Below are 15066 nucleotides of genomic sequence, written 5' to 3'. Positions count from 1 at the left end.
GTTTACGTTATTATAAAGCGCAGCATAAATAGAATTAATTTGATTTACACTCCACGTACTACTTGTTGCACGTCCGTCTTCATTAAAAGGATTTAACCATTTACAATCTGGATATTCTGCAGAAAATTCTAGCATCCTAGCAATAAGTTCATCTGTTGCCGCTTGCACACCATTTACAGAAGCGTCTGCACCTTCGGTAGCACCATTTCCATTAAGTCTATTATTTGCTATTCTTTTACCTCCTCCACCTTGTGCTGGATTTGCAAAAATATCAAACCCCTGAGCTAAAGCTTGGGTATAAAAATAATCCATCATGGGTTTGTTAGGGTTTAAATCTACACCATTAAGATCTCTACCAAAAATAGGAATACGAATACCATTTACTTTCATTTTTTTAAAGCCCAACAGTAAATTATCAGCTTGTGCGGTAGTAGTCACTTTATTTGTAATAAATGCTTGTTTTACATCGCCCAACACATAATCCATATCATTGGTATAAATAGTTTGACTAAATGATGTAGAACCAGAAATACATATAAATAAGATGATTAATAGTTTAATATTTAGGTAGTTTTTTAAATTCATAATTAGTTTAATTTAGTTTAAAACAAAACTAGAGGTATTATTTTTTTTATGATTCTCAATTAAGGTATGTAATTGTTGCAATTCATTTAATACTTACAAATTGCTACCTCCCAACCTTTGCGGTTTATTAGTTTTGAATATAAAAAGGTTAATTGATAATAATTTTTTTAGTGTATAATCCCATATCTGATGCTAATTCAACTATATAAAAACCACTAGAAAGTTTACTGACATCTATTTTTTCGTTAATGTTAGTATCTTTAATTACAATTTGACCAACACTATTATATATTGTTAAATCTATTTTTACGTTCTTAATTTCACTACCATAAATCATATTTAAAAAACCATCCTTTACTATAGTAGGATATATTAAAACCTCAGATTCTAATAAATTACTATCAACCGATAGCTGTTCTCCTTGTTCATATACTTCTTGCGTATATGCTAGTGGCGATTGGTGGTCGCGATACATAATACCCGAACGACTAAGAGTTACTGGAGTACGAGTTTCCATTAATGAATAAATAGGTTTATCTGGTTGCCAGGTAAAAACAGAATAGCGTTCTACAAAACTTGTATCATCTAACATATTCATATAAGAAATTAATCCATTGCCTGCATCTTCATTTGATGCAGGTTGACTGGTCCAAGTAGCACCGTAATTAAATTCTTTAATCCATATAGGGCGTTTCCACTTGTCATGAATCGCTTTTAGCCAATTATAAAAATTTGATGGTGACGTCTTTTTATAATAATGAACCACAATAAAATCTACACGTAAACCATTAGCTTCGGCTTTAGTCATAAACTCATCACGCCATACACCACCACTTGCATTGTCTTTATTAGCAGGCGACCCTAGGCGTAAGCCAGAAGCCAACATAGCTTCATATTTTTCAATTGCTTTATCCACTGTCATATTAGCTTGTTCAGAACCATCAGGTTCGTTAAAAGCCATATAATGGGCAATATCCATTCTATTACCTAAACTTACGGCGTTTGTAACGGTACCACCTCCCCATTGATTAGGAACAAATTTAGCTTCACCAACATCATTACCAGATATACTCCAATTGTAATGCCATGAATTATTAAATTCCTGGATAACATCTATACCTTTACCTGCCATTCCTTTTTTATGAATGTCAAACCAAGGTCCAACACGAATAAATGATACTTTTTTTTGCAAGTCTACAGGTAGGTTAATTTGTAAATCATTTTCTGCTGCTACATAAACTTTACTAGCACCCGTTCCATTAATATTTTCTGCAAAAGTTACCATATAACCTTTTTCTAAAGTAAAGGAGACAGCCCAATCATCATACATACCTAAATCTCCGTTATAATAGCCACAATACATTTCATGTTCTTCTCCTGAAAAATTATAAGCAGGATAAATTTTTAAAACAGGATTGTTCACTTTAGCATTAGCAAAGGTTACTTGTGCCGCTTCAAGCTCAGAAATTGAATTGTTTATAGAAGTATCGGTTGATTCACAATCTTCAAGCACGGTAGTAGCGTTATTAATAGATTCTTGAAAATCATTGACTGCAGATTGCGGATATTGACCATACTTATCACCTATAGATGCTGTGTTGATATCATTATTAGATGATTCTACAACGTTAGATAATGAAACTCTAAGTTCACTAGACTCTATAATTATTATATTATCAAGATGAGCAGTTCCATTATTACTATACATATAAAGTAATTGAGTGTTAATCTTTCCAAAATCACTACTTGTTTCTAAAAAAGGAATGTTTTCTAGAGTTAAAACTCCAGAATTATAGAAATCTACTGTTTGGTCATTAAAATCTAAATACATAGCCAAAGTATAAGTAGTATTCTTTGCAAATTTAGCAGTACCAATAACCCCTGCTATATAATCAGATGGTATTGCATTGCCCATAGAAGTAGCATATTTAATATCTGAAGTCGCTTTACCTAATGCAATACTAGCAATAAACTTACCTGTTGATGAAATTAAATCAATCTGGTAATTCATAGTATTTCTACTTCCTTCAACATCAAAAGAAAGTGAAAGGTTGTTTGAAGTTGGAGTAAAAGTTCTAAAAGCTGAAGGGGTGTCGTTGTTGAGATTAAACTTTAGTTTACCATCAACAATAGTAACTTTTCCTGAAGTACTATATTCTGTCCAGTTATTAGATGCAGCTGTACCACTATCAAAGGTATCTTCAATTACTAGACCACAGGTATTTGTTTGTGCATAGCTACTAAAAGCAAATAGAAAGGATAATAATACTAGTTTTAGTTTGTTCATAATATTTAGTAATTATTTAGTAATTATAATTTTTTCAGTCACATTTGTTTTTCCTGAAATTACCTGAATTAAGTAAAGGCCATTGCTTAGATTAGAAACATCTATTTGATTAGAGTTGTTGTTAGATTTTAATAATTCCTGCCCGGTAGTACTCAATATTTTAATAATTATATTTTTAGATAGGTCTGACTTATTAACTTTTACCGTAACTGTACCATCTGTTACAGGGTTAGGAAAAATTTGTAAACCACGATTGATATCAACCATGGCAACACTTAACTCTCCTTGTTCATAAACTTCTTGAATATATGAAGGGTTTTGAGACTCTAAATCTCTATAGAACTGTCCAGTAATGTTTAATTGACCATTATCCATACCTCCAATACCTGTAGATGCTCCAAAAAAGTAGTACCAATTATAGCGCTCAATAAAATCAGCACTTTCTAGGACTTCTGTTAACCCCTTTATATTGTTATACCCCTGTTCTACTGTAATATTTGGAGATCCCATATTTGGGTTCCCATAATTATATTCTGTAACCCATATTGGTAGGTCATAACGATCATGCAACCCCTTAAAACGCTCTAAAAAGGCTGATTTTGACCGACGTACGTAATCGTGAGCAGGAATAAAATCAACACGATAACCACGTTCAACACACCCGTCCATAAAATCCTTTATCCATGAACTTTCATTAAACGAATCGTTTGTAGAACTATATTGAATGTTTTCAACACCAGGAGCCCCAAGCCTAAGTCCCGATGCCAATAGTTTAGGATAGGCTTCTAGAGCTTGTTCTACAGTTAGGTTTGATTGACCTGAGTTATCCGGTTCATTGAAAGCCATAAGGTGATTTAAAGCCATATTCTGACCAATAGCCTCCATTTTTTCGATTGAAGTCCAGTTGTCTCCTTTACTCCAAGCCATTGGAACAAATTGCTCTGTTGGAGTACTATATTCTGAACCCTGACTATTGGATCCTAACCCCCAATCGTAATGCCAGGTAGCATTATAGTTATCTGACGTGGTCCATTTTACGTTTCCTAAACTTCCTTTTTTACCTACAGGATACCAAGGACTTACACGCATGAAAGAAATAGACGCTTGCAATTCATTCGGTAAATTAATTTCCAGAGCATGATCTTGAGCAATATATATTTTACTAAAACCTAGACCGTTTACATCTTCTGCAAAAGTAACCATGTATCCTTGCTCTAAGGTGAATGATACGGCCCAATCTTCATATTCACCTAAATCACCATTGTAATAACCACAATAAACTTCGTGTTCTGTACCTGTAAAGTTATAGTCGTTATATAATTTTAATACAGGGTCGTTTATTTTTGTTGCTACAAAATTTTCTTCAGCAGATTGAATAGCAGCGATAGCGTTATTAATTTCATTAGAAGTAGCCTCACAATTTTCTATGATTACATCAGCATCATTGATTTCTTGTTGAAAAGTATCTATAGAAGTTTGAGGGTATTGTCCATACTTATCTCCTACAACAGCAGAATTTATTACTTTTTTTGACGATTCTATAGCATTTGCTAATGAAACCCTAAGTTCACTAGATTCTGTAATCATTACATTATCAAGATGAACAGTTCCGTTATTACTATACATATAAAGTAGTTTCGTATCAATTTTCCCAAAGTCACTACTAGTTTCTAAAAAAGGAATGTTTTCTAAAGTTAATACTCCAGAATTGTAGAAGTCTACTGTTTGGTCTTCAAAGTCTATGTACATAGATAAAGCATAAGTAGTGTTCTTTACAAATTTAGCTGTACCAATAACCCCTGCTATATAACCAGAAGGGGATTCCCCTTCCATAGAGTTTGCATATTTAATATCGGAAGTACCTTTACCTAAAGCAATACTAGCAATAAACTTTCCTTCTGACGATACTAAATCTATTTGATAATTCATCGTATTACGACTTCCTTCAACCTCAAAAGATAGAGAAAGATCATTAGACACTGGTGTAAAAGATCTAAAAGCAGAAGGAGTATCATTTTGAAGGTTGAATTTTAATCTACCATCAACAACAGTAACTTTTCCAGAAGTATTATATTCAGTCCATTCACTAGGTATAGCACCATCGTTATCGAAAGTATCATTAACAATTGTTCCACAAGAATTGGTTTGAGCAAAAGTATAAAGCACAAAAAAAAGCGCTATTATGTTTAGCAGTTTAGTTTTCATAAATTTTAAATTAAGGTTGATTATTGAACAACAAACTTTATTGTCTCTGAAGTTTCACTTATTTTTATATTAAGGAAATAAGTTCCTTTTTGTAGCTTACTAGCATCAACATCTAAAGTCTTAAAATTAGTAACTGAGTCGGCTGAAAAATCCAATACTACTTGCCCTAAAAAGTTAATTACCTGTGCCTTTACTTTTTTTTTGTTACTACTATCTCCCAGTTCTATGTGCAAAAGCCCGCTTTTTTTTACCGGGTTAGGATACGCCTTTATTATGTGCTCGTTATCAATAGTTTTTGTACTTAAACTAGCTTCTTCCAATATTCCAGTTATAAAGGCTACCATTTCAATTAAAACATCTTCGTAAGCCGGTTTTCCTAAATTAAAAAAAGCATGTACTTCCCCAGGATAAATTACGGCCTCAGCACTACCTCCTTTATTATTTATAGCATCGGCAAACCTTATACTTTGATTATGAGATATGGTTGTATCTGCATCGCCATGCATCATAATTGTTGCAGGAGGATTTTCACTTAACTGAAAAATAGGCGAATTTTCTTCTTCACTTGGAATGTTTTGCTTGTACCAATTTCCTGCACCAAAATCTCCTGAATCGTTAACAAAGTCATAAATACCATTAAAGCCTATAAATCCTAATACATTAGGGAGTTGTTGAGAAGCTAATGCAGCCAAAGGTGTTCCTGCAGAGCCTCCACTAAAAAAGACCTTGGTCATATCAAAATTATATTCTTCTGCATGATCTAAAGCCCATTGATAGGCAGTAATAACATCTTCCATCGCTAATGAAAAGGTTCCACTAGACCCCGAACATCTATATGAAATACCTAAAGTGGCAATACCTAAATTTTCAGCTAAGTAATCGCCATGTGGAGAGTATGATGCGCTAGATGATTCCTGAGTACCTCCAGACCAACCACCTCCATGAACCCAAATGTGTACAGGAAACTTTTCTGTAGTGTTTTCATTTATAACAGGAGTGGTTAATTTTAAAGGTAATTTATGTCCTGTTATAGGGTAATCTACGGTGGCAATAGGCTCGTCTAATTCATAGTTTACATACTCATATATCTTATCTGATTCTACAATAAAATTATAAGTATCTCCTTTTGCCAAACCAACAAAAACACCATCAGTAGATTTAAGTCCGTCTTGTATTTTAACTGTAACTAATGCATTTGTTGGCCAATTTTCATCGGGTGAAAAAGTTAAAGTATTAGCAGGTGATAAATTCCATGTTCCACTAGCCTCAATGTCACTTTTATTAATAAATATTTTTGGGTAATCTGAACTATCATCAACATTTTGACTGAATGTAATTGTGATATCTCCATCTTGAGGAAGGCTTGTTCTTGTTAAAGGTAGCACTTCTGTAATTGAAAATGCTGACTTAACTAGGTCTGCATATTCCAAAGCCAATCTATCATATTGTTCTTGAAATTTTATTTCGTTAAGAGCTAAATCATACATCTCCAACTCTACAACTTCAGTATGGTTGTAGGTTTTGGCACCTGCTACTTCTTCGAAAATATTAAATTTTAGATTTTCACTAGAGTTAACATGCATGCTATTTGTAATTTGTCCTGTGGATATAACCGGAGAGCTACTATCAAAATATTTATAGTTACCAGAGGCATCCATAGTAAAGCCAAAAAAGAAATAGTCATCTGCAGGAATATCATTGGTACCTAGATTTACTCTAGTGTAATTAGGACGAGCGTAATCAAAACCAATTTTACCATCTTGTAATTTTACAAATCTAATTCCTTTAGAGTTAGAAAAACCACCACTCATATCGTAATTCCCCAATAAAGATGCTGGTTTGTCTGCTGTAGCGTTCTCCGCTTTTCCTACATAAAAAACACTGTAATTATTGTCAGAAATATGATTGCTACTCCCTTCCAGTTCTAAATAAGAACCTTCTTTATTAAAAAGAACCGTTGTTTTACCAGGATAGGTTTCTTGAGACTCTTCTGCTCCTAAATTTGTGTCGTTTTGTACAGCATCACCGTATCCATCAACTTGATTTTCCCATCGAATTACAGACCCTAAATTATCTGTCACAATTCCTTTTGCATTTTCTAATGATAAAACAAGACCACTATTTCTGGCTGCAATAAATATTTCTTGAGCATTTTCAAGATCTATCAAAGCTGTGTCTATGTCATCAGAAGGAGCATCACAATTATCTACTACAATATTTGCTTTGTCAATTTCTGCCTGAAAAGCATCAACACTAGATTGTGGATATTGATCATAGTCGTTACCTATAGATGCTGAATTGATTAAAGTTTCTGCATCAATGGTATTACTTGTTAGTTCTAAACGATTAGCATCACCACTTAACACGGAAATGTTATCAAAATAAAACTGCCCGTTGTTACTATACATATAAATTAGCTGAATGTCAATCTTGGCAATATCTTCTGCATCTTCTAAAAAAGGAATATCTGCAGCCATTAAAACATTATCATTATAAAATGATACTGTTTTAGATTCAAAATCAATTTCAGATCTAACATTGTATGTTGTGTTGGTAAAAAGACCTCCTGGTGGATCTCCAGCTAAGAAATCATTAGGAATGTTGTTTCTAAAAGTACTTGCATATTTTATAGAAGCAGTTTTTACTCCAACAGCAATACTAGACAAGTGTTTACCTGTAGAAGATAATAAGTGTATTTGACAATTAACTGAATTACGAGAAGCAGCTACATCAAAAGAAAAAGATGTGTTTTTAGTAATAGGTGTAAAAGTTCTATAAGCAGAAGGTTTTGTTGTGTTATGATTAAATTTTAGTCTACCGTTTTCTACAGTAACTCTTCCTTCTGTATTGTATTCTGTCCAACCGTTTGTAGTAATAGTTCCGCTATCAAACGTGTCGTTAATAATGTTCCCGCATGTTTCAGATTGGGCAAATGTGTTAAAAATAAAAAAGAATGTAATAAGGAATAGTAGTTTAGTTTTCATTGGTTATTTAGTTTAATTGTGCTTACGTTTTTTTAGTGCTAATGCCCTTGTGGTTAAAGGAAATTCTGAATGGTGAGTTCTAGCAGATTTTAAAAGGTTTAACATTTCCTTTAATTTTTCTGTTTCTTGCATAGCAAGATTATTAGTTTCCCGGATATCTACTGATAAATTATAGAGTTCTGGTTTTCCTTCGAGTTTCCATACTAACTTCCATTGGTCTTTTCGAATGGCTTGAATAGGTCCTTGTCTTTCATTAAATTCCCAATACAAAAAATCATGATTTTGTTGGTTTTCTTGATTTCCAAAAAGCTCTGGAACCAATGAAATACCGTTAATATTTTTGTTGGAAGGTAATATACCTGCCAATTCGCAAGCAGTTGGCAAAAAGTCCCAAAATGCAGAAATATGATTACTTATTGAATTAGGAGCAATTTTACCGGGATATTTAACTATAAATGGTACGCGAATACCACCTTCATATAAATCTCGCTTCCCTCCTTTTAAAGGCCCATTACTATTAAAAAACCGATCTCTACTTTCGTATTCTGGACCATTATCACTAGTAAAGAAAACAATAGTATTATCTTCTATCCCTAATGCTTTTAGCTTCTTAAAAAGACGTCCCATATCTCTATCCATCCTAGAAACCATACCTGCATAAGTTACATTACCTTCAAGGTCATTTTTATAGTGGCCATTTGTATTCATTTTACGTTTTGGCCATCCTAAATTTTCATATGGTTTTTTAGATGCTTCCGGTACTGTTAACTCTAAATGAGGTATAGTTAAGGCTAAATACATAAAAAACGGATTGTCCTTCTCTCGCTCTACATAGCTTAATGCTTCATTAATAAAAACATCATGGGTATACTCCCCTTGTTTTAGCGCATAGTTATTGCCTTTTAAAACAAAAGATTCATTATTACGATATAAAGTATCCCAATAGTAGTGATGAGCGTGTCTATGTTTTTTATAACCTAAGAAATAATCAAAACCATGTTCTGATGGCAAGTTTTGATTCGTTTCACCTTCAGAGAGCCCCCATTTACCAATAACAGCGGTTTTGTATCCTACTCTTTTTAATTCGGAAGCAACGGTTATTTCATTTCTATTAAGATTTACAGGATTACCACTTTGAGTCCAAACAGGATTTCCTCTAACACTAGCATGACCTTGATCGTACCCTGTTAATAAACTAGCGCGGGAAGGCATACAAACAGTAGAACCTGAATAATGATTTGTGAAAACCATGCCTTCTGCAGCCATTTTATCAATATTTGGAGTTCTTATTTTGGTTTGACCATAGCTGCCCAAATCGCCATAACCCAAATCATCTGCCATAATAAAAATGATATTTGGCTTTTTTACATGTTTATCAATAATGGTAGTCTTGCAACTAAAGAACGTTAATACAACAATTGCTACAAGGTTACAATATTTTTTAGGCATACTTAACTTTTGATTTATTGTTTTAGCTTTTCAAAAATTTGAATCAATTCCTTTAATTTTTCTGGATTTTCTTTAGTCAAATTATTTCTTTGCCCAACATCTTTTGTGATATTGAATAATTTATATTCTGATGAGACACCTAATTCTGTACCCACCTTTTTGTTTATTGACGGGCCTTTATAAGGCGGAATCAAAATCCAATCGCCACTTCGTAAAGCAGTACGAGAATTTGCTTCAATAATTAAATGATCACGCCCTACGTTAGATTTCCCTAACAAAGCATTTAACACCTCTTGGCTATCCGTTTTTTCGTTATCGACTCCAACAAGTTGGCCTATCGATTCTAGTAAGTCCATTTGACATACAATAGCATCAGAAACACCTGGCTTAATGTGATCTTTCCAAAACGTAATAAAAGGTACTCGTGTACCAGCTTCATACAAACTGTATTTGCCACCACGTAAACCGCCTTTAGGATCGTGATTTCCTAATTTTTCTACAGCATCGTCATAATAGCCATCATTTAAAACAGGACCGTTATCACTAGAAAAAACAATTAGCGTATTCTCCAAAACACCCTCTTCCTCTAAAGTCTTAATAAATTCACCTATACACCAATCTGCTTCTAAAATAACATCTCCTCTTGGGCCCATTCCAGATTTACCTACAAATCTAGGATGAGGGGTTCTTGGTACGTGAGGTTGTTGCATGGCATAATACAAGAAAAATGGATTATTCTTATGCTCTTTTATATAGTTTTGAGCCTTTTTTAAGAAGTGATCAGCCATATCTACATCAGACCATTTTGCTGCTTCACCACCTTTCATATAGCCAATTCTAGGAATTCCATTTACAATACTATTGTTGTGTCCGTGGTGCCATTTCATACTCACCATTTCGGGGTTAGATTTTGCAGTTGGCTCACCTTTAAAATTCTTTTTGTAATTAACTTCAATAGGATCACTCTTATCTAAGTTAACCACATCTCCATTTTCAATATATACTGTTGGAACTCGGTCTTGTGTAGCGGCTAAAATATATGCCTCATCAAAGCCGACTTCATTAGGTCCCGGTTTAATGGTTTCATTCCAATCCACAAATCCATTTCCCAAACCAAGATGCCATTTCCCTATAATAGCTGTTTGGTAATCTGCTTTTTTAAGCAGTTTTGGTAATGTTAGCTGATTAGGGTTTATTAATAATGGTGCATCTCCCTGTAGTATTCTAGCGTTTTTATTCTTCCAAGGATACATCCCTGTTAGCATCGCATAACGGCTAGGTGTGCAAGTGGCTGAAGATGCATAGCCATTGGTAAACTTTATTCCTCCGTTTGCTAAAGCGTCTATATTAGGGGTTTGCAATGCGGTAGCACCATAACAACTAAGGTCTCCATAACCTAGGTCGTCAAGATAAATAACAACAATGTTTGGATTCTGTTTGTTGACTATTCCGTAGTTTGTTTCCCTATTACCTTTGCAGTTAAAATTAAATAGTATGGCGGTTGTTATTGTGAATACAGTAAGTTTTATTTTTCTCATTTTTAATTAATAAGCTGTTTTCTTTTTTCTATTAGTTATTCTTATTTGTTCATAATATCCTTTAAGACAAGTGAATTTTATCTTTCTCCTTTAAAGTGTTTGTTTTGATCAAGCATTTAATAATCAAACCAATAAAGTGGCTGTTACAAATTTATATCTTAAACCGTATTTAAACTTCTCAATTGAGGGGGGTAAATGTTGCCTAATTACATGTAATCCATAAATTATGAGGTTTCATCAATGGAAATATCTTAAAAGAAAACATCTAGTATTTATACCAAATAAGTTTTTTGTTTAACCTTCATTTCCATACCATATAGTGCAAATACTTATAGTATAGTCCACTATTTGTATTAATAATCTAAGTATCAAAAAAGTTAAACATAGTAGCACTTTATTAGTTTACACTTTTTAAACATGGTAGAATGTAATTTAATTTTAGAAACTGCATTAACATGTCAATATTCCATTGCCATTAATTAATTTTTATTTTTTTTTGCAACATTTGTGGGGCATATTTGATAAACAAACTATCTAACAACTTAATATATTTGAATATCATTTATACCGCTTAATTAATAACATTTATTTTTAAATAATTACAAAACAAGCAACGACTAAACATTAAACTAACATGATAAACCGCCACTTTAATTTTAAAACCATACGTTCTACAAGTTTTATTCTCTTATTTACTTTAGGATGGGCATACACTTTGTTTGCTAATACAGAACCAAGTACTAAGAGGTTTAGTTTTAATGCTAATTGGAAGTTTATACAAGAAGATGTGCCAGGAGCAGAAAAGATTAGTTATAAGGATGCTTCTTGGAGAACATTAAACTTACCGCATGATTGGAGCATTGAAGGCGAGTATGACAAAGATAACCCAATGGCAGGGCAATGTGGTTATTTACCGGCAGGTTTTGGTTGGTACAGAAAAACCATTTCGGTACCTAAAGATTGGAAAGGTAAACACATTGAAATTGCCTTTGATGGTGTTTTTATGAACAGTACAGTTTGGGCTAATGGAAAAGAATTAGGCACTAGGCCTTATGGTTGGGTTTCATTTGCTTATGACATTAGTGAGGCCGTAGCAACCTCTGAAACCATCACGTTTGCTGTACGTGTAGATAATAACAAACAACCATCGGCACGCTGGTATACCGGTAGTGGGATTTACGCAAATACTTGGATTGATATTAAAAATAATACCCATGTAAAAAGAGATGGAATTTTTGTAAAAACAGAAGGAAACACAGTTTTTGTAGAAACAGAATTGTTTAATAAGGCAGAAGATTGCGAAAATGTAAAATTAATTACCACTATTGTTGATAGAAATGGAAACGAGGTTGCTACTTCAAAAGAAAAAAATAAACTCGAGCATGAAGCCTTGGTAAAAACAAAACTAGAGCTTAAAAACCCCAATTTATGGTCTGTTGAATCTCCATATTTATATACTTTAAAAACAGAATTAAAAGTAGGTAGAAAAACAGTAGATGTTGTCGAAACTAAATTTGGAGTTCGGGATATTGAGTGGAAAGCAGAAACCGGAATGTGGCTAAATGGCAAAAATGTAAAGCTACAAGGTGTTTGTAATCACCAAGATGCAGGAGCATTGGGAGCAGCTGTACCCTATAAAATATTACGTTTTAGAATTCAACAGCTAAAAAACATGGGGGTTAATGCTTTTAGAACAGCCCATAACCCACAAACACCTGATTTTTATGATATCTGCGATGAATTAGGTATGTTGGTAATGGATGAAATATTTGATGGATGGCATAAAAAAGCTAAAAATGATTATGGAGCACATCATTTTGACAAGTGGTGGAAAACAGATTTAACAGATTGGATTAAGAGAGATAGAAACCATCCATCAATTGTAATTTACAGTGTTGGTAACGAAACCCGAGGAGCAATCGCTAAAGATTTGGTAGCAGCTTGTAACCTTTTAGACCCTACACGCCCTGTAACATCTGGTCACTCTGGTTCGGATAACATGAATGTATTAGGTGTAAACGGAGGAAGCGAAAAGAAAGGGTTTATGGAAAACCTAGAAAAACACCAAAAAGGAAAAGTTTTTATAGGAACCGAAAACACACACACTTGGCAAGTTAGAGGCTATTACAGAACTAAAACCTGGTTTAGAGATGGTTTTCCAAATAAAAACCAAAGACCATATTTTATTGCAGATTTAACTAAGGAAGAAGTGTTTACTCATGATTGGATTGATCAAGATCAAAAAAAGAATAGAAAACAAATCTTTAACTCTAGTTATGATAACGCCACTGTTAGAGTATCCTCTCGTTTAAACATTGCGCAATTAAGAGATATTCCTGCTTATGCCGGTTCTTTCCGTTGGACGGGTCACGATTATATAGGAGAAGCCAGTTATGTTCATGGTGGTTGGCCTTTTAAAGCATTTATGGGCGGCGCTATAGATTTAGCAAATTTTGAAAAAGATTTATACTACTTATATCAAAGCCAATGGACTACAAAACCAATGGTGCATATATTACCACATTGGACGCACCCAAAAGTAGCTTTGGGGACAGAAATTCCAGTATGGGTATATTCAAATACTGATGAAGTTGAGTTGTTTTTTAACGGAACATCTTTAGGTAAACAAAAACCAGGAACCAATTGGGAGAACATGCAGTGCCAATGGATGGTAAAATGGCAACCAGGAACCTTAAAAGCCGTTGGTTATAATAATGGAAAGGTAGTTTCAGAAGAAGTGATTAAAACAGCAAACCACCCTTCAAACATTAAACTATCCATAGACGGAAAACCTTTAACTAACAAACCTAATGATATTGTTCAAGTTCGTGTAACCACTACAGATGAACTAGGAACTATGTATCCCTATGGAGAAAATAGAACATACTTTAATGTTATTGGCGCCGGTAAAATTAAAGCATTAGATAATGGAAGTCCTGTAGACGTAGAACAGCATGTTGGACCAAACCACAGAAAAGCATTTTATGGATTAACTCGTGCGTATATTACAAGCACAAAAGACTCAGGAGATATTAATTTATTAGCGAGTAGTATTTTAGGAGAAAAGAAATTAATTACTTCTAATAAAATAACCATCGATAACAAAATTATCAATTTAAGAGGTAATAAAATTAACCCACAAATAAAGGTTTATTACACAACTAACGGAGCAACACCAACTAAACAATCCACACTTTATAAAGCAAGTTTTGAAGTAAGTTTAGAGACTACCGTAAAAGCGCTAGTTGTAGTTGATGATAAACCAATTCAAATATTGGAAGAAAAATTTGGAATAAACGAAGGTTTTACTTGGAATGACACAATTGAAGAAAATAGAAAAATAGGAGAACAAGCAGAAGAAGCTACTTTAAAGCATGCCGTAATTTCATCAAAAGGAGAGAACTTTAACGGAAAAGGCTTTGTAATAATGACTACAAAACAATCTTCTATTTCTTGGTATCAAGAAAATGACGGAGGGGCAGGTAATTCAAATTTACACATCCGCTACAGTACAAAAACAAAAGAATCCAATGCTATTAAAATTATAGTTAATGGCAACGTAGTTGAAAATAAACTAAATTTAAAAAACACAGATAATCCAGGGAAATCTTGGAATACTATTGAGATTCCAATTAAAATAGATCGTGGTGCAAATACCGTAACCATTGAAAGTTTGGATAACGGCATATTTTATATAGATGAGATCGCATTTAATTAATTAAAAAAAGTTCCATCTACTCACGATTAAGTAAGTCAAACATTTCATTATAAAGACTATAGATTTGGATTAATTTCTTAAGATTTCTTTTAGAGTTATTGTTATAATTACAACAAAAAACAATATACACTTTCATTTTTAATTTTGAAATTTTATTAATTCAAAGAATCAAAAAAAAAAAACAAACCAAAACACTAAAAACCAACGCATTAAAACGTTTTGTTAACGTTTTAGTAACATTTTTACCCCTTTATTGAGAAAATAAAACCCTAAACATCTTTTATTTTCGTTCCAACTTTT

7 protein-coding genes are annotated in these 15066 nt (G+C 33.3%); 1 reads left to right on the top strand and 6 read right to left on the bottom strand.

Annotated elements, in window-relative coordinates:
- From ABJM36_RS13550 to ABJM36_RS13525, 6 genes are all read right to left on the bottom strand, one after another.
- Nucleotides 1–585: hypothetical protein (locus ABJM36_RS13550; protein ID WP_348452035.1), on the bottom strand; the 585-nt coding region annotated here is incomplete at its 3' end.
- Between the two features lie 148 nt (nt 586–733).
- The gene (locus ABJM36_RS13545; protein ID WP_348452034.1) at nt 734–2872 is read right to left on the bottom strand and encodes a glycosyl hydrolase; all 2139 of its coding nucleotides are present in this window, start codon (nt 2870–2872) and stop codon (nt 734–736) included.
- Between the two features lie 12 nt (nt 2873–2884).
- The gene (locus ABJM36_RS13540) at nt 2885–5077 is read right to left on the bottom strand and encodes a glycosyl hydrolase (protein WP_348452033.1); all 2193 of its coding nucleotides are present in this window, start codon (nt 5075–5077) and stop codon (nt 2885–2887) included.
- Nucleotides 5078–5097: 20 nt separating this feature from the next.
- Entirely contained in the window at nt 5098–8061 is a 2964-nt protein-coding gene (locus tag ABJM36_RS13535; RefSeq protein WP_348452032.1) for an alpha/beta hydrolase fold domain-containing protein, read from the bottom strand.
- Nucleotides 8062–8073: 12 nt separating this feature from the next.
- Nucleotides 8074–9510 (bottom strand): arylsulfatase, encoded by a 1437-nt coding sequence (locus tag ABJM36_RS13530; protein ID WP_348452031.1) that lies wholly within the window; start codon nt 9508–9510, stop codon nt 8074–8076.
- 14 nt (nt 9511–9524) lie between these two features.
- Nucleotides 9525–11048: an arylsulfatase gene (locus ABJM36_RS13525; protein ID WP_348452030.1), complete on the bottom strand. Its 1524-nt coding sequence runs from the start codon at nt 11046–11048 to the stop codon at nt 9525–9527.
- Nucleotides 11049–11682: 634 nt separating this feature from the next.
- Between ABJM36_RS13525 and ABJM36_RS13520 the strand changes: the two genes are divergently transcribed.
- Complete coding sequence (locus tag ABJM36_RS13520) at nt 11683–14766, top strand: glycoside hydrolase family 2 TIM barrel-domain containing protein (RefSeq protein WP_348452029.1); 3084 nt, start codon at nt 11683–11685, stop codon at nt 14764–14766.
- The last annotated feature ends 300 nt before the right edge of the window (nt 14767–15066 follow it).

It is taken from the genome of Algibacter sp., from assembly GCF_039977455.1.
Taxonomy (GTDB): Bacteria; Bacteroidota; Bacteroidia; order Flavobacteriales; family Flavobacteriaceae; genus Algibacter_B.
The sequence above is the reverse complement of the archived record's forward strand: the minus strand, read 5'-3'. Positions and strand labels throughout refer to the sequence as shown.